Annotated in this window: 18 protein-coding genes; 7 read left to right on the top strand and 11 right to left on the bottom strand. The window is 67.6% G+C overall.

Going from position 1 to position 15,419, the window contains the following annotated elements:
* Positions 1 to 217 (top strand): Fe-Mn family superoxide dismutase (locus tag Q0627_RS19415; RefSeq protein ID WP_298812006.1); only part of this gene is annotated, 217 nt, incomplete at its 5' end.
* Between the two features lie 82 nt (positions 218 to 299).
* Here Q0627_RS19415 and Q0627_RS19410 read toward each other — a convergent pair.
* Positions 300 to 1,130, bottom strand: a complete 831-nt coding sequence (locus tag Q0627_RS19410; RefSeq protein WP_291012376.1) for an FkbM family methyltransferase — start codon at positions 1,128 to 1,130, stop codon at positions 300 to 302.
* Between the two features lie 104 nt (positions 1,131 to 1,234).
* On the opposite strand from Q0627_RS19410, the gene Q0627_RS19405 reads away from it, so the two are divergent.
* On the top strand, positions 1,235 to 1,591 hold the full coding sequence (locus Q0627_RS19405) for a VOC family protein (RefSeq protein ID WP_291012373.1): 357 nt from the start codon (positions 1,235 to 1,237) through the stop codon (positions 1,589 to 1,591).
* Positions 1,592 to 1,597: 6 nt separating this feature from the next.
* Here Q0627_RS19405 and Q0627_RS19400 read toward each other — a convergent pair whose 3' ends face one another.
* Both Q0627_RS19400 and Q0627_RS19395 read right to left on the bottom strand, forming a co-directional pair.
* Positions 1,598 to 2,350, bottom strand: a complete 753-nt coding sequence (locus tag Q0627_RS19400) for an energy-coupling factor transporter transmembrane protein EcfT (RefSeq protein WP_291012371.1) — start codon at positions 2,348 to 2,350, stop codon at positions 1,598 to 1,600.
* Positions 2,347 to 4,404: an ABC transporter ATP-binding protein gene (locus Q0627_RS19395; protein ID WP_291012369.1), complete on the bottom strand. Its 2,058-nt coding sequence runs from the start codon at positions 4,402 to 4,404 to the stop codon at positions 2,347 to 2,349. Before Q0627_RS19395 ends, Q0627_RS19400 begins: the two co-directional genes overlap by 4 nt.
* 276 nt (positions 4,405 to 4,680) lie before the next feature.
* Between Q0627_RS19395 and Q0627_RS19390 the strand changes: the two genes are divergently transcribed.
* Positions 4,681 to 5,202, top strand: a complete 522-nt coding sequence (locus tag Q0627_RS19390) for a peptidase (RefSeq protein WP_298812003.1) — start codon at positions 4,681 to 4,683, stop codon at positions 5,200 to 5,202.
* A 148-nt stretch (positions 5,203 to 5,350) separates the two neighbouring features.
* Complete coding sequence (locus Q0627_RS19385; RefSeq protein WP_291012365.1) at positions 5,351 to 6,055, top strand: TMEM165/GDT1 family protein; 705 nt, start codon at positions 5,351 to 5,353, stop codon at positions 6,053 to 6,055.
* Here Q0627_RS19385 and Q0627_RS19380 read toward each other — a convergent pair.
* The 5 genes from Q0627_RS19380 to Q0627_RS19360 form a co-directional block, all read right to left on the bottom strand.
* Entirely contained in the window at positions 6,025 to 7,143 is a 1,119-nt protein-coding gene (locus Q0627_RS19380) for an MAB_1171c family putative transporter (protein WP_298812001.1), read from the bottom strand. The genes Q0627_RS19385 and Q0627_RS19380 overlap by 31 nt on opposite strands.
* Positions 7,144 to 7,152: 9 nt before the next feature.
* Entirely contained in the window at positions 7,153 to 7,707 is a 555-nt protein-coding gene (locus Q0627_RS19375) for a hypothetical protein (RefSeq protein WP_291012361.1), read from the bottom strand.
* A 42-nt stretch (positions 7,708 to 7,749) separates the two neighbouring features.
* Positions 7,750 to 8,331, bottom strand: coding sequence for an XRE family transcriptional regulator (locus tag Q0627_RS19370; protein WP_291012359.1), 582 nt, complete (start codon positions 8,329 to 8,331; stop codon positions 7,750 to 7,752).
* A 321-nt stretch (positions 8,332 to 8,652) separates the two neighbouring features.
* Positions 8,653 to 9,168 carry a hypothetical protein gene (locus Q0627_RS19365; protein WP_291012357.1) on the bottom strand — a complete coding sequence of 172 codons (516 nt, stop codon included), beginning with the start codon at positions 9,166 to 9,168 and terminating at the stop codon, positions 8,653 to 8,655.
* A gap of 194 nt (positions 9,169 to 9,362) precedes the next feature.
* Positions 9,363 to 9,548: a hypothetical protein gene (locus Q0627_RS19360; protein WP_291012355.1), complete on the bottom strand. Its 186-nt coding sequence runs from the start codon at positions 9,546 to 9,548 to the stop codon at positions 9,363 to 9,365.
* A gap of 166 nt (positions 9,549 to 9,714) precedes the next feature.
* Here Q0627_RS19360 and Q0627_RS19355 point away from each other — a divergent pair, with 166 nt between their 5' ends.
* Positions 9,715 to 10,107, top strand: coding sequence for a hypothetical protein (locus tag Q0627_RS19355; protein WP_291012353.1), 393 nt, complete (start codon positions 9,715 to 9,717; stop codon positions 10,105 to 10,107).
* On the opposite strand, the gene Q0627_RS19350 is transcribed toward Q0627_RS19355, so the two are convergent.
* Positions 10,084 to 11,895, bottom strand: a complete 1,812-nt coding sequence (locus Q0627_RS19350) for a TM0106 family RecB-like putative nuclease (RefSeq protein ID WP_291012351.1) — start codon at positions 11,893 to 11,895, stop codon at positions 10,084 to 10,086. The two genes, Q0627_RS19355 and Q0627_RS19350, sit on opposite strands and share 24 nt — an antisense overlap.
* A 153-nt stretch (positions 11,896 to 12,048) precedes the next feature.
* On the opposite strand from Q0627_RS19350, the gene Q0627_RS19345 reads away from it, so the two are divergent.
* The gene (locus Q0627_RS19345; protein ID WP_291012348.1) at positions 12,049 to 12,744 is read left to right on the top strand and encodes a DUF6474 family protein; all 696 of its coding nucleotides are present in this window, start codon (positions 12,049 to 12,051) and stop codon (positions 12,742 to 12,744) included.
* A gap of 87 nt (positions 12,745 to 12,831) precedes the next feature.
* Here Q0627_RS19345 and Q0627_RS19340 read toward each other — a convergent pair whose 3' ends face one another.
* A complete protein-coding gene (locus Q0627_RS19340; protein WP_291012345.1) occupies positions 12,832 to 14,385 on the bottom strand; it encodes a succinic semialdehyde dehydrogenase in 1,554 nt (517 codons plus the stop codon).
* A 58-nt stretch (positions 14,386 to 14,443) separates the two neighbouring features.
* Entirely contained in the window at positions 14,444 to 14,935 is a 492-nt protein-coding gene (gene rraA, locus Q0627_RS19335; RefSeq protein WP_291012342.1) for a ribonuclease E activity regulator RraA, read from the bottom strand.
* A gap of 98 nt (positions 14,936 to 15,033) precedes the next feature.
* On the opposite strand from rraA, the gene Q0627_RS19330 reads away from it, so the two are divergent.
* Positions 15,034 to 15,246, top strand: coding sequence for an RNA-binding S4 domain-containing protein (locus tag Q0627_RS19330; protein ID WP_291012339.1), 213 nt, complete (start codon positions 15,034 to 15,036; stop codon positions 15,244 to 15,246).
* The last annotated feature ends 173 nt before the right edge of the window (positions 15,247 to 15,419 follow it).

The raw sequence follows: 15,419 nt of genomic DNA, 5'->3' as shown, positions 1-15,419 counted from the left end.
GGTCGTCCTGCAGCTCACCGACCAGAGCGGCAACATCCCGGCCGCGATCATCCCGGTCGTCATGCTCGACATGTGGGAGCACGCCTTCTACCTCGACTACCAGAACGTGAAGCCGGACTACGTCAAGGCGTGGTGGAACATCGTCAACTGGGCCGATGCGGCCGAGCGCTTCGATCGCGCCCGCAGCCAGGGCAACGGCCTCATCGTCGTCGGATAACGCGCAGCGCTCGCTTCTGAAAAACTGCCGGTCACCCCTCGGGTGGCCGGCAGTCGTTCTATCGCGGCGTCTGCCTCGGACCTCAGACCCGCCGCACGTAGAGCAGGTTCTCACCCGAGATCAGCAGATCGAAACCACGCTCGGCCATGGCCTTCTGGAAATCGGTACTCGTTCCCGAGCCCGGGAGCAGCCAGTCGTGCGGCTCGATCATCACCGCCGCGGCTTGATCAAGCCATTCCAGGTTCGCTGCGAACAGATCCGACTCGAATCCCTCGATATCGACCTTGACGATGAACAACTCCGCGCCCTCACCACAACGGGCAACCAACTCCGGAACCGTCACCACAGCCACACCGCCATCGACCGCTCGCCGGGTCTGGACAGCCCAGGAACCGTTCCCCTCATCGACCAGATCGACCGATCCCGGTTCGGACCCGATCGCCGCCTCGACGACGAGCACCGAACGACCGGCCGTGTTCTCACGACAGATCGCAGCCGACTCCGGATCAGGTTCGACGGCCACCACCGTCGCCTCCGCATAGCAGGTGGCAAACCACAGCGCGCTGGCCCCGTTGTTGGCCCCGAGGTCAACGATGATCGGAGTCCGGCCGGCGTCGAGCAACTCACCGTAGCGCCGCGCCACCCAAGCACCCTGCGAATGCAGGTCCAGATCATATTGCCGCTCGCAGAAGACCTGCCGGAACACAGCGGCATCGCTGGACGCCGTGCGCACCGTGACCTCACCCAGCCCGCGCACCGTACACCGATGCCGTTCCCGACCGCGTATACCGGACCAGCGCCGCGCGAAGAACCCCGGTCCCAGTTCCTGCCATTCGGCGACCCGGAGGGCCATCTCATTCAGCGATCCCCGCAATATGCCGCTACGGCGTGGCACCCCTGTCGTTCTCAACACCCGCGCAGTATGCCAGAGTTGCCCGATCCGGCCTATCGCCCGACAAGACGATTTCCGTTCGAATCAGGACTCCCGCTGTCCGGGTTTCGGCTTAGGTTCTGGACATGACACTTTCACTCGCCATGATCACCATCGACACCGCCGACGCCCTGCCGATCGCCCGCTGGTGGGCCGAACAGACCGGCGGCAGCATCGTCGCCGAGAACGAGGGGTGGTTCGTCACCGTCTCCCTCGGCGACGGACAGCCGATGCTGGCCTTCCAGAAGGTCGACGACCCGACCCCCGGCAAGAACCGCGTCCACCTCGACCTCACCACCGACGACCGCAAGGCCGAGTCCGAGCGGTTGATCGCCGCCGGTGCCACGCTTGTGGCCGAACGGGAGATGCCCGGCTTCTCGTGGACGACGCTCGCCGACCCCGACGGCAACCAGTTCTGCGTGGCGAGCGCCGGCGACCACTGACCGCGGTCACAACACGATCGTCGCGGCAACGGCAGCGGCGCAGCCGAGGAACACGATCACCAGGATGACCGCGTCCAGGCGCCCGGGCCGCGACTCGTAGGCGGTGAGTCGGCCCGTGCCACCGCGGGCGGTGATCGCCTCGGCCATCTCCGAACTGCGCCGCAATGCCGACGACATCGCGCTGACAATCATGTCGATGATGCCCATCTGCGCCGACGGATGATCGGCGTCCGGCGGCGACTTGGGCCGCAGCCGGTGCACGGCCCGCAAGATCCGCATCTCCTCGATGAGCAACGGCAGACCACGCAGGCACAGCGCGATGGCGACGGCCCACTCGTCGACGGGCATCCGCAGTCTGCGCAGCGGGGCCATCAGTTTGGCGAGGGCGGGCGCGATCTCGGCCATCGGCGTCGTCCAGATAACCAGCACCGAAGAGGCCACCAGGACCAGCCCGAGCGCGGTCGCACGCAGGAAAACGATGAGTCCGGCCCACCCTGCGACCGTCGAGTTCATCGCCGCACCGATCGCGATGAGCCCCCAAAACCACCACGGGGGCCGCGGGATCGCGCCCAGCGGGATGCCGGCGATCAGCGCGGTGATCACCACCACCGCCGCCACCAGACCGAGAGCGGGCCAGCTCGGTAACACCCAGGTGAGGATGCCGAGCGCCAGCACGACGATCAGCTTGGTGCCGGCCCACAGCCGGTGCACGAGCGAATCACCGGGCACCCGGCGCAACGGAACCGTTCGCATCGTCATCGTCGGTTACCTCCCAGGTCGGGGCCCGCTGTTCGCCCTTGTTCGGTCTGCCCGTGTTCGGGTTGCAGCGAACCTTCCGCCAGCACGACGCGACGGTTGCACACGCGCGCGAGTCCGTCGTAGTCGTGCGAGATGATCACGATCGTCTGCCCACCGCGGCGCAGGTGCGCCAGCAGCGACACGATCTCCTCCCGTGCGTACGGGTCGAGGCCGGCGAGCGGTTCATCGAGGATCAGCACTTTCGGTTTGCGGGCGATCAGCCCGGCCAGCACCACCCGGCGCATCTGCCCGCCGCTGAGGGAGTCGGTGTGCCGGGCCGCGATCGACCTGGGCAGGCCGACCAGGTCCAGCACCCGGCCCACCTCGGTGGTTCCCACATCGAGACCGCCCGCGGCCATGATCTCGTCGCCGACGTTGGCCCGCTGCAGCTGCAGTCGCGCGTGCTGAAAGCCCAAACCCACCTCACCGACGTGCTTATCGACGGACTCGCCGTCGAGCTCGCAGGTACCCCGCCCCGGTTCGAGCAGTCCGGCCATCACCCAGGCCAGGGTCGTCTTGCCCGATCCGTTACCGCCGACGATCAGCAGTCCATCACCGGCGTTGACCTGCAACGACACCTCGTGCAGAGCGCGTACCTGCCACGGTGATCCGGGCAGATAGGTGTAGCTGACCCGGTCGAGCGAGAGCATCGGACGCGTCCACCCGGGGTCCGCCGCCGGACCGGGATGCCGCGGCTCATCGAAGGCCGGCGCGGGAACCGCCACATCCCGCGGAATCCAGTCCGGCGGATGTGCGACGAGGCGACCCTGATCGAGGTGGATCACGCGGTCGGCGGCGGCCGCCTCGACACCGCGGTGGGTGATGAGGACGACGGTCATGCCATGCCGGGCGGGCAACCCGGCCAGCAGATCGAGAATCTCGTCGCGACCCCGGGGATCGACCATCGACGTCACCTCGTCGGCGATGAGCAACTGCGGGCTCCGGGCCAATGCCGCGGCCACCGCGAGCCGCTGCTGCTGCCCGCCCGACAGGTCCGACGTCTCGCGCTGACCGAAGCCGGCGAGCCCGACCTCGGCGAGCAGTGCCTCCACATCGACGTCGACGTCGTCGGGCAGCCCCCAGACCAGGTCGTCGGCCACACGTGAGCCGAGCATCTGCGATTCGGGGCGCTGCAGCACCATCGCCGTCCCGCTGCGGCGGCCCAGACCCGGCAGACCCGGCCGGTGCACGCTGCCGCGCGTCGGCGGCCGGCCGGCGATGACCTTGACCAGTGTCGATTTGCCGGACCCGTTGGCGCCGACGATCGCGACGAACTCGCCCGGATAGAGCCGCAGGTCAACTCCGGACAACACCAGCGGAGCCCCGTCTCGGTAAGCGAAGTCGATACCTGATGCGACCAGCGGCAACGGCGCAATGGCCGCAGCGTCGGCGAGTGCCTGCCCCTGATCGAGGGTGTCCTCGGCGGGGACGTCGGCGAGCCGGTCGATCACGGCCCCAAGGACCCACCACGCGACGACGATCGAGATCGCCGTGCCGATGGTCCCGGAGATCCAGATCCACGCCCACCAGTAGTCGACCGCGTTGCGGGTCAGGCCGTTGACGAAGTCCTCGGTGCCGTCGAGACCCGGAATCCGGCCGACCCAGTTGCCGAGGCCGTCGAGGCTGTTCTTCATCGCCGTCAGCATCAACTCGCGCAGCGGCTTGAGGATCCACAGCAGCACCACCGACATGCCGCCGATCAGGGGTGCGGCGATCAGCGTGGCCAGCGCAATCGTCGGCAGGCCGCGCCCGCGGCGTTTGGTATCGCCGACGATGCCCGCGATGATCGCCGAGATGAACACACCCGACGCCGCGCCGGTACCGGCCATCGCGAAGGTGACGCCCGTCGTGGCGACCGCCGCGGCGATCAGCGCGCGCGGGCGAGTGCGTGCGGCGACCACCGCGAGAGGGACGGGCGCGAGCAGTCCGACCGCGGTGGCCACCGGAATGACCGCCGCGATCACCACCGCGGCGACGGTGACGCCACCGAAGATCGCCACCGAGGCGATCTCCATCGGACGTAAGGGTTGGCTTTTCTGCACCCGACCAGTGTGCCTGGCGCGCGCAGGCAGGTCCGGTGGCGGTCTCATCATGCGCCGCCGTCGCCTGACCCTTCGTGATGCGAGGAACAAGCAAGGGCCGCGTTGGGTCAGGTGAGACCCCCGCCTGGCGTCACCACATCCCAGCCCGCCGGCAGTCGGCTGTTTGTGTAAATAATGCGTGTTCCACTTGTCGGCCGCGCCGGACCGGACGATTCTTGATCACACGGTTCGTGTGGAAGGAGTTGTGCGATGTCTGCTGTTCCCATCGGTCTCACGCCTTTTCATGAGGGTGGGAAGTTGAACGGAATCCTGATCTCGGGTCGCTGGCCGGCGTCGACGCTGGAGTGGACGCAGACGCTGGTGGCGTCAGTGCGTATCGCGTGTCGGCCGGGTTTTCTGAGCACGACCACGATCTTCGGGGTGGTGGAGGACCATCCCACCGGTGCTGAGCCCGACGCCGTCGGCATGATGCTCGCGGTGGGCAATGTCGTCGACGACACGTTCCTCGAGGCGGGCCGGTTTCTGCACACCCCGCCGGCGTTGCTGATGCTGCATCCGCCGTCGCATACGCGGCCGTCGTTGCCGGAATGTTCGGAGGTGGCGTCGGGTTGCGTGTTGCTGCCGGGGCTGCCCGAGCTGGGTCTGGAGCATCGCGCGGGGTGGGCCGAGGCGGAGGCGGATGGCACGGTGGTGACGTTGCGCAACCAGGTGGGCATCGACCCGGGTTCGGACCCCGACACCGCTGTGCTGGCCATGCTGTTGACGGCCTGACCAGCATTAATCGCGCCTCGTTACGGTAAGTGTTACCGTAACTTGGGATTCAGGGTACCCGAACTTCCCATTTTGGCCCTCCTACCTGCGACGATTCGGCAAATCCAGCTGTTGCGAGGTCGAGTAAGGTCTGGCTAACCTGGACCTCATGATTTCTGCCTTGCTCCTGAGTTTCGGCGTGATCTTCGTTGCCGAGCTCGGTGACAAGTCGCAGCTGATGGCGATGACCTACGCCCTGCGGTACCGCTGGTGGGTGGTGCTGCTGGCCATCACGGTCGCGACCACCGCCGTCCACGCGGTGTCGGTGTTCTTCGGTCACTTCCTGGGCCTGTCCATCCCCACCGACCTGCTGTCGATCTTCGCGGGCCTGGCGATGATCGTGTTCGGGCTGTGGACCATCCGTGGCGACAGCCTCGATGACGACGAGTCACAGAAGGCCACCCGGGTCGGCGCGTCGGTGTTCCTGGCCGTGATGTCGTCGTTCTTCCTGGCCGAGCTGGGCGACAAGACGATGCTCGCGACCATCACCCTGGCCACCGACCACGACTGGCTCGGTATCTGGATCGGCTCCACGCTGGGCATGGTGGCCGCCGACGCCCTCGCGATCGCGGTCGGCGCGCTGTTGGGCAAGCACCTGCCCGAGCGCGTCATCGCCGTGGGTGCCGCGGTGCTGTTCTTCGGGTTCGGCGCATGGCTGCTGGCCGACGGGCTGGTCGGCGCATCCACGGTCACCGTCGTCGCGACGGTGTCGGCGACGGTCGTGCTCGTCGGGGTCGGTGCCGCCTACATTCATCGCGGTCGGCGCCAGGGGCGCACCGGTGGTCAGTCCACCGCCTTCGCCGACGCCTGCTGATCAATCGCGATGATCCGCGACAACCGCACCAGCGGGGCGGCGTCGGCGTCGATGCCCTGACCTTCGGCGGGCAACATGTGACGGACGTCGCCGGTGATCCTGCCGTAATGGGTGTAGGAATCGGCGGCATCGTAGAGCATCGTGACCCGGGTGTCGTCGTCGGCGATCTCGAAGTCCTCCGACAGGTAGGGACTCAGCTGCGTGAGGGCATCGCGGGTTTCGATGATGCGCCGGTGGAAACGTTCCGTGGCCGTCTGCTTGCCGGGCTGCGGGAGCACCACCTCGGGCACTGCGCCGGTCACCACCTGCCACAACGGCACCAGCTCAGCCTCGCTACGGGCGCGCGTGCGCTCGGACCGGAACGCGTGCCATTTGCCGTACACCATCGGGTAGCAGATCCCCATCAGGAACAGCACCACCCCGACAACGGCGGTGACCTGACTGAACCGCAGCAGCCACGGCACGTGCGCAAGCGAGGTCATTCCGAAGACGACGAACAGGATCTGCGTGACCGAGCTGAGCGCCAGCAGGGCCAAACCGGCCACCAGCAACGACAGCGACACCTTGAGGTAGCCGTCGGCCGTCCTGAGGAACCGCCGGATGCTGCGGATGCACGAGACGAACCCGTAGCCGAGATAGCAGCTGGCGATGAGGAAGAAGAGGCCGAATGCGACGTTCTGGGCGTTCCATTCGGTGAGGTCGGTGGTCCGCAGATCCAGTGGCGTGACAAGCATCGTCGCCTGCAGGCCGATCAGCGCCACCACCAGCGGCACCGCCTCGAAACCGATCCGGCGGCGACGCGTATCACCCGGCGACGGGAAGAAGAAGACCAGGATCAGCGCCGCGACACCGAGCGAGAGCATCGCGTAGAAGACGACGCGGGCAGCGCCGGTGAAGGTCAGCGTGTCGATGGCGTCGACCACGTCACCGTTCGCCGAGACGAAGGCGATGACGAGTGCGGCGATGGACACGGTCAGGGCTATCGCCTGAAAACCGCCGCCGTGTTTCCGTATCTGATCCAGACGCCAACAGAATGCGACGGTGAACACCACCAGGGCGATGGTGTTGAAAATCCCGACTGATACCACCGCACCAACCTACAGCCAGCCGTGATGGCCACCGAGAAGCCGCTGCATACCGCGTAAATCGTCGTCGGACGCACTGGCCCCGACGCGGTCGCCGGCACCCTCGGCCCAGGTCAGGATCATCGATGCGAGCATCTCGGCCTCCCATTCGCGGTCGTCGGAATAGCAGGTCCGACGCAGCGCGCCCTCCGAGTCCTGTTCGTCGGGCGCCCCACCGGCCAGCAAGGCCGCCGATGACTGATCGCCGAGCATCTGATGCCCGGCGATCAGGTGACCGAACTCGTGGATGACGATCTGTTGCTGATGCATCTTCGAGGTGTTGGCCTGGTAGAAGAAGTAGTCGGCGTCCTCGGCCGCCAGCCACACCCCGTTGGGCATGGCGGTGGGCAGCGGATAGGCGATCAACTTGATATCGCGGCCTCGACGAGTGCCATAGCGCTCACACAATTGAGCGGCGTCAAGCGGTAGATCGAGGTCCAGGCCCCGCAGCGCACGCCGACACAGGGACCGCAGTGCCCGTTCACTGCGTCGGCCCTGGTCGCCGTGCGGCTTTCGTTCAAAACGCATGGGCAGGGCCCGATACGTGAAGCGATCCGAATCCCGGCGCGATCAGTCTTGCGCCTGATGGCCACCGACGACGCGCAGGCGCTGCGCCTCGGAGGTCGGATCCTGACTTCCGGACGACATCAGGTCCGGCGGATCCTTCGGCAGGCCCTGCTGCTCGCGCAGGACCTTGATCAGCTCGTTGACCACCGTCACCGAATCGCTGGACAGTCCGGCGAGCCGGAATGCGGCGAGTTGGACGTTGGTGTCGGCCTGTAGGCGCATGAGGTCGATCTCGTCGCGGGTGCGTTGCGCGGCCCGATCCTCGAGGAAGTAGTGCACGTCGACGCCGAACGCCGCGGCGATACCCTCGACGGTCCGGAACGACGGCGACTTGGCCTTGCCGGATCGAAGCTGACTCAAATACGACTCGCCCAGGCGGAACCCACGCTCGGTGGATCGCGCGGCGATCGCCTTGGCACTGTATGCCCGGCCATTGGGACCCGGTACCGTGCGGAACAGCTCTTCGAGCCGGCGCGCGAACAATCCCGGATCCACTACATCCTGCCGGGGTCGCACCGGCTCCCCAGAGCCGTCGTACCGACGAGCGGCCGCGCCCTCTGGCTTTTCCGTACCTCGTGAACTCAATTCGTCTCCCCGGAAAACAAAACTTGCTGTCGTAAACATTAAAGCCCCCTACGCATCCCCAACGCAACGCTGCGCAACGTCGAGGCGACCCAGATAAAGTGTTTACACGACTGTCCCTCGGTCGGATGACACAGACGCTGCGGAATGTGAGGCGTTTCACAGCTGGGAACAGGCCATATACTTGATGAAGTCTTTGGCATACGAACGTGAGTGCAGCACTGGTTCGATCGCCGAATCAGCCGATGCCCTTGCCCGCAGCCCGGCACCTGCCGGGCCCTTGCCCGCAGCCCGGCAGCTGCAGGTCAGGTGCCCCGACCCCGGCTAGACCGGCCCGCCGCAACCTGGAGAAGGATCTTGACCCACCGCGTAAGTCAGCCGCAACGACTCCGGCGGCGGCGGATCGCCGCCGCCGTCCTCGGCGTCGCGTCCGTGATCCTGCTCCTGCTCGGCGCTGGTCTGAGCATGGCCGGTCCCGAGGACCACGGAGGCGGTACTCCGCAGTCCGGCGGCGGTAATCAGAGTGGTGGCGGCAACCAGAGTGGTGGCGGTAACCAGGGCGGTGGCGGCGGCCAGGGCGGTGGCGGCAATCACAATGGTGGCAACGGTCACACGGGTGGCAACAACGGACCTGGCAACAACAACGGCGGTCCCGGCAACGGCGGATCCGGTAGCGGCGGCAGCGGACCCGGCAACGGCGGACCCGGCAACGGCGGCAGCGGACCCGGTAGCGGCGGCAGCGGTCCCGGCAACGGCGGCAGCGGTCTCGGCAACGGCGGTCACTCGGGCAACAACGGTTCCGGCAACAACAACAACGGTTCCGGCAACAACGGCGGACACGGGAACGGACCCGGCAATAACGGCGGCAACTCAGGCAACAGCAACGGACCCGGGCACGGCGGCAACGGCGGTAGCAACGGACCTGGCCACGGCGGATCAGGCAACAACGGACCCGGGCACGGCGGTAACGGCCCCGGCAACGGGCCAGGAAACGGCGGCGGGCACAACCCCGGCGGCCCCGGTAATTGCCACCATCATTGCGGCGGAACCCCGACCACGACGACACCCCCGACCACGAGCACGACGACCCCAACCACGAGCACGACAACGTCGGAAACGACGACAACCGAAACAACCACTGGGACGACAACCACAGGGACAACAACCACAGGGACAACAACCACCGAGACGACAACCGGTACGTCCGGCGCTACTTCCACGGGACAGTCCGGCTCCCGGCCGCCGAGGCGTCTGCCGCACGTCGTCGCCCTCGGTCCGCGGACGGGTTCCTCATCGAACCCTGATAGGTCGAACTCTGATAGGTCAAACTCGGACGGCAGCGACGATTCCTCGGCCGCTGCCGACGACGAGTCCGATAATCGAGCCGTGCCGACGGCCCCGGCGTCGCGGGATTCCCGACCGCGTCGCGGTTCCGGCGGCGGCGGTGGCGGAAACAGCTCCGGCGGTGGCAGCGGTGGCGGAAACGGCTCGGGTGAGGCAACCGCGGCCGCGGGCATCGGCGCGGCTTCCGGTGGCGGCGGCAGTTCCGGAAACTCACCGGGGTCCGGCGGCACATCGGATGGTTCGGGTCAGGGCGGCGGATCGTCGGCGTCCGACACCACCGTCGATGCCGCTCCGGCACCGCAGACGGCGTCGGCATCGAGCCTGCGCAATATTCTCATCGGGCTCGGACCCGGGATGCTGCTGATGCTCGGCGCGGTGGCGCTGGCCGGCAGCGGATCGTTCCTCGACTCGCTACGCGCCCTCGCCCGAGTCTGACGGGCGGACGGCGGTCCCGGCAGGCCGCAGATCATCGACGTGCGGGATGTCGGCGACCTCGGGACCGGTCATCCATTCCCTCAGCACCTTGGTGGCCACGACGTCGTCCTCGTTGTAGTGGAGCAGTCGGGTGCGCTGGTCGTGGTCGGGTGTCCGGCCCGTCAGGCCGACGGCCGCGGCGTACCAGTCCATCGACGCCTCACCGCCGGCTTCGGGATCGCGCCAGCGGTGACCGGCGATCGGTGCGACGCGTTTGAGGCCTTTGCCTCCGGTGCTGATGAAGTTGTCGCCGACGGCCTCGAACACGTCGACCCACTGTTCGGAGGCGATGAATGCCTCGACGTCGGCACGGGTGGGGATGCCCGGCATCCCGGCGAACCGGTCGGCCGAGCCGAGCAGCCACCGATTCTCGGCCTGCTGTGAGTAACAGTAGGCGGCGAACGTCTTCCCGCCCGATGCGGCACGTTCGCGCTGCGTGCACAGCCATGTCCAGAACTCGGCGAACGAGCGCGCCTCGTCGGCGGTCGGCAGTGGCGTCCAGGTGACGAATGGCCGGTACCGCACGGGTACGTCCGGGTCGGTGGTGTCGGTCAGCAGGGTGCCCCACAGGTAGGCGCCGCTTTCACCGAAGCTCTCCATGTCGACGTCCACCTCGATGTCGGCGCGGTGGATTCTCGGGGTGCGGACCCGCCGGATCAGCGGAACGTCGGCGAGCCACGCCGCCGCGGTGACCACGGCGTCGTCGAACGATCCGCCCGCCCAGTCGACCGGCGGTTCCCCCGTGTACCGGGCGAGCTGGTCGACGGTGGCGATGCCCACGCCGAGCAGCGCGTCGGCCTGCGCTCCCCGCACGACGAGGCTGACGTCGCGGCGGTCGAGCAGTTCGGCCTCGCAGTGCGGCCACCAGATGCAGCCGCGGCATTCGGCGATGCGGTGCGGCTCGGTGTGTGCTTCGCCGGTGGCGACGGCCTGTCTGCGGGCGAAGACCTTATCGTAATCATCGAGGACCGGCCCCATATCGCTGACGACGATGCAGTCCGCGTCGAGGCCGATCACCCCTGCGGGCAGCGCACATACCGGGATCTCGGGCCCGGTATCGGTCACCGCATCCTCATCCGGTTCGCCGAGAACGGTCAGGTCGGCGGGACCTGGGGAAAGCCCCAGGTCGATCAGCATCTCGGTGAGCTGCGCCAGCCGCAGCTGGTCGCGGCGGTTGCTGCGCGAACCCCGCGTCCGATCGGGTACAGGCCGCCAATGGTCGAGCGGGCTCGTGGTCAGCTTCGGCGCGTCTGCGCCGTCCTGTCCGGTGCCGCCCTGATTGCGGGCCGGATAGGTGACGCGATGGTTGACGACGATGACCGGAACGTACCCGGCTTTCCCGTCGAGGTCGGGCCTGTCCTGTGCCCAGGTTCGGCCGTCGTGACACACCCGGACCAGCAGTTCGCTGTCGCCCCGGCGGCCCCGCTCCCGGTCGGTGGGCAGCGTCGCACCCCAGATCCATCGCACCCCGTCGGCGCAGGCCTGCCGCGTTGCGGCGATCCGTTCGCCGCGTCCGGCGTCCGGGTCGATGATGCGAAAGGCGCCCGGATCGTCGCGGTGCAGGTCCGCGAGCATGTCGCGGACCCGTTCGCGATGATCGGCCGCTGCGGCCTTGCGCCGGGCCACCGACGGGGTGTCGGCGACCGGTCCGGCATCAGGACTTGCTGCGCCTTCACGGGCGGCGGCGCTGTCGAGGGCCAGGCGATACTCGCAGCCCGCGAGGTCCCGCGGATGAAGCACCGTTCGCATCCACCACTCCACATCTGGTTCCGGCGTGCCTTCGTTCACATCGACCCTATGTAATGCTTGTATCGAGGCGGGCCCGGGGCGTGTCACCGGCGGCCCACGGTTCGCCCACCCGGCACAACAGACTCCGGGACAACAACTGCTGAAAGGCCCGTGATGGGATTGTTCTCGTCGTCAGATGGAAAGACCCGTGCGCAGCGACGGGCGGACGCCAAGGCCCTCAAACGCAAGGCCAAGCTCGAGGCGAAGGTGCAGCACGCCGAGCAGCGCAAGGCGCAGAAGAAGAGCCTCAAGGACGAGCACAAGTTCCACAAGAAGGGCCTGAAGGCCGAGCGCAAGAACGCCCAGCAGGCGTCGAAGGCGCAGACCAAGGCCGCCAAGGCCGAGACCAAGGCGATCGAGGCCAAGCAGAAGGCCGACGAGAAGTCCCGCAAGGTCACCCCCGCCAACATCAAGCGCTATCTGACCGTGGCCCGCTTGGTGTCCCCGGTGGTCGCACCGCTGGCCTACCGCGGCGCGGTCGTCGCCCGTGAGCAACTCAACCAGTTCAAGGCCACCCGCGCCGGTGTCGCCCCGGAACTGCTCGCCCAGTACTCCGGCCACGGCGCCCCGCTGTCGGCCCGCATCGAATCGGCCCGCGGCGCCCTCAAGCAGGTCCCGGCCAAGGATCCGTCGGCCGACACCGACAAGTTCGTCGCGGCCATCGGTACCCGCCTGGACAACCTCGCCATCGCCGTGGACGCCGCCGAAACAATGCCGTCGGCCCAGCGCCGCGCCGCCCACGCCTCCATCGACTCCGAGCTGGGCGCCATCGACGCCGACGTCCTGGCCCGCCTCGGCGTGCGCGCCTGATCCGTCCCGCGTAGCAAACTGCGTCCCGCTTATCGGATGTCTCGATATCCGATAAGCGGGACGCAGTTTCAGTCGCGGGAGCGCGGATTACCGGCCGGGGAGGTACTTGAGGGCGCGGACGGCTGTGGGGGTGATGGCTCGGTAGATGTGCTGGGGGACGAAGGGGGCGCGGTCGATGCCGAGGAAGCGCTGTTCGGCGATCGTCTGGGGTTCGGTGTACTTGAGCAGGCCCTCGGCACCGTGGCGGCGGCCGACTCCGGAGATACCCATGCCGCCCATCGGGGCCGCGGTCGATGCCCAGGCAGCGGCGTAGCCTTCGTTGATGTTGACGGTACCGGCCCGCAGTTGGTCGGCGATGGCGTTGGCCTCGGCGCTGCTACCTGCGAAGACACTGGCGTTGAGGCCGTATTCGGTGTCGTTGGCGCGCTTGATCGCCTCGTCGGTGGAGTCGACGGGGTAGATCGAGACGACGGGCCCGAAGGTTTCGGCCGCGTAGCAGGTGGCCTCCTCGGTGACGCCGGTGAGGACGGTCGGCTCGAAGAAGAACGGGCCGAGGTCGGCGCGGCGTTTGCCGCCGGCGACGATCGTCGCACCCTTGGCGACCGCGTCCTGCACGTGCGCCTCGGCGGTGTCGACCTGCGCGGCCGAGGCGAGCGAACCCATGTCGGCGTTGAAGTCGTAGGTCGCGGCGAGGGTCATGTTCTTGACGTACTCGGCGAAGCGGGTGGTGAACTCGTCGGCGATCGCCTTGTCGACGTAGATCCGTTCGATCGAGATGCACAGCTGCCCCGAGTTGGAGTAGCAGGCGCGCGCCACACCCGGGACGGCCTCGTCGAGGTTGGCCGAGGCGGTCAGGATCAGCGGGTTCTTGCCGCCGAGTTCGGCGGAGAAGCTGATCAGTCGCCGACCGGCCTGCTCGGCGAGCGAGGCGCCGGTCTCGGACGATCCGGTGAACATCACGTAGTCGGTGGTGGCCATGATGGCCTGCCCGACGACGCCGCCCGGACCGGGGACCACGGCGTACAGTTCGCGCGGCAGACCCGCCCGGTACAGCAGTTCGGCCAGCGCGAGCGCACAGTACGGCGTCTGGCTGTCGGGCTTGATCACCACGGCGTTGCCGGCGATCAGCGCGGCGACGGCATCGGACACGGCCAGGGTCAGCGGGTAGTTCCACGGGCTGATGACACCGACGACGCCCTTGGGCTGGTAGCGCACGCGGACGCTGGTGGCGCCGGGCAGCATGCCCTTGACCTTGTGTTCGGCGAGCAGCTTGGGTCCGTTGGTGGCGTAGTAGCGGGCGGTCAGCGCGACGTCGAGGACCTCTTCCTGCGCGTAGCTGCGAGCCTTGCCGGTCTCCGCCTGCGCCATGTCCATGAGTTCGCCGGCATGCTTGTGCACGAGTTCTGCGAACGCGTCGAGCACCTTGGCACGCTTGGCGACGGAAAGCTGGGCCCAGCCCTCCTGCACCACGCGGGCGCGGTCGACGGCGGTCTGCAGATCCTCGGCGGTGGCGACGGGGATGGTTGTCATCTCGGCGCCGCTGAACGCCTCCAGGACGGGCCGCGTGCCGCGGTCATCGGGCTTGTCGATGGCGGCCAGCTCGCGGAGCCGGTCGAAGGTTTCGGGGGTTGGCTTGGCCATGATTGCCTCCTGTGGCAAATTCGCCCGCACGCCGTGGCGGGCCTGTCGGTCGGGGCGACTATGCGTTCTCGGGAGCGACGAGCACGATGCCGTCGTCGTCGGAGTAGGCGATGTCGCCGGGGTTGAAGGTGATGCCGCCGATGGACAGCGGCACGTCGCGTTCGCCGGCGCCGGTCTTGGTGGACTTACGGGGGTTGGTGCCGAGCGCCTTGACGCCGATCTCCATGCCGCCGATGGTCTTGGCGTCCCGGATCGCGCCGTGCGCAATGATGCCGACCCAGCCGTTGGAACGGCCGAGTTCGGCGATGATGTCGCCGACGAGCGCGGTATGCACCGAGGCGTCGCCATCGATGACGAGCACACCGCCGGGGTTGGGTTCGCTCAGAACGGACTTGAGTAGGGCATTGTCCTGGAAGCAGCGCACCGTGCTCACCCGGCCGACGAACTCGCGGACGCCCCCGTACTGGGTGAACTGGGTGTCGCAACTGCGCACGTCAGCGCCGATCTCGTCGACGAGATCTGCCGTGGCGGTGAATGTGAGATCGCTCATGCCGAACAAGCATAGGCGCGGAGAACGCCTGTGCCTACCCGCGGGTAAGTTCTGCGGTCAAGTTCGTCCTGGCGGGTCCGTCGGCGATACTGGTCGGCATGTTCGATGTGCCGATCTCCGACGATTCGATCCGGCTGGGGCAGTTCCTCAAGCTGGCCAACCTGGTCGAGTCCGGTGCCGACGCCAAGGGTGTTCTCGCCGACGGGCTGGTCCGGGTCAACGGCGAGCCGGAGGTCCGCCGCGGCCGGCAGCTTTCGGTGGGCGACGTCGTCGAGATCGACGGCGAGTCGGCCCGCGTCACCCGTGCGTAACACCCTCTTCCGACACGCGAACGCCACTTTTCGGCAAACATCACGGCGGGGATGGGTTTGTGATCCGCCTCTCCCGGTTTACCCCTATGACGTTGCGCACACTTGTTACTGGTGTTACTGAAGCAACTGGTGAGGCGATTTTCTTAGCCTTTGGTAACGAAATGCCGTGTGAG

This window comes from uncultured Gordonia sp. (assembly GCF_937858515.1).
Lineage (GTDB): Bacteria > Actinomycetota > Actinomycetes > Mycobacteriales > Mycobacteriaceae > Gordonia.
The sequence above is the reverse complement of the archived record's forward strand: the minus strand, read 5'-3'. Positions and strand labels throughout refer to the sequence as shown.

What these genes read in the sequence shown, in the direction of transcription:
- Q0627_RS19330 (WP_291012339.1), top strand. Translation starts at nt 15,034, where the DNA reads ATGTTCGATGTGCCGATCTCCGACGATTCGATCCGGCTGGGGCAGTTC.
- Q0627_RS19395 (WP_291012369.1), bottom strand. Translation starts at nt 4,404, where the DNA reads ATGGAGATCGCCTCGGTGGCGATCTTCGGTGGCGTCACCGTCGCCGCG.
- rraA (WP_291012342.1), bottom strand. Translation starts at nt 14,935, where the DNA reads ATGAGCGATCTCACATTCACCGCCACGGCAGATCTCGTCGACGAGATC.
- Q0627_RS19385 (WP_291012365.1), top strand. Translation starts at nt 5,351, where the DNA reads ATGATTTCTGCCTTGCTCCTGAGTTTCGGCGTGATCTTCGTTGCCGAG.
- Q0627_RS19350 (WP_291012351.1), bottom strand. Translation starts at nt 11,895, where the DNA reads ATGCGAACGGTGCTTCATCCGCGGGACCTCGCGGGCTGCGAGTATCGC.
- Q0627_RS19345 (WP_291012348.1), top strand. Translation starts at nt 12,049, where the DNA reads ATGGGATTGTTCTCGTCGTCAGATGGAAAGACCCGTGCGCAGCGACGG.
- Q0627_RS19400 (WP_291012371.1), bottom strand. Translation starts at nt 2,350, where the DNA reads ATGACGATGCGAACGGTTCCGTTGCGCCGGGTGCCCGGTGATTCGCTC.
- Q0627_RS19375 (WP_291012361.1), bottom strand. Translation starts at nt 7,707, where the DNA reads ATGCGTTTTGAACGAAAGCCGCACGGCGACCAGGGCCGACGCAGTGAA.
- Q0627_RS19405 (WP_291012373.1), top strand. Translation starts at nt 1,235, where the DNA reads ATGACACTTTCACTCGCCATGATCACCATCGACACCGCCGACGCCCTG.
- Q0627_RS19390 (WP_298812003.1), top strand. Translation starts at nt 4,681, where the DNA reads ATGTCTGCTGTTCCCATCGGTCTCACGCCTTTTCATGAGGGTGGGAAG.
- Q0627_RS19340 (WP_291012345.1), bottom strand. Translation starts at nt 14,385, where the DNA reads ATGGCCAAGCCAACCCCCGAAACCTTCGACCGGCTCCGCGAGCTGGCC.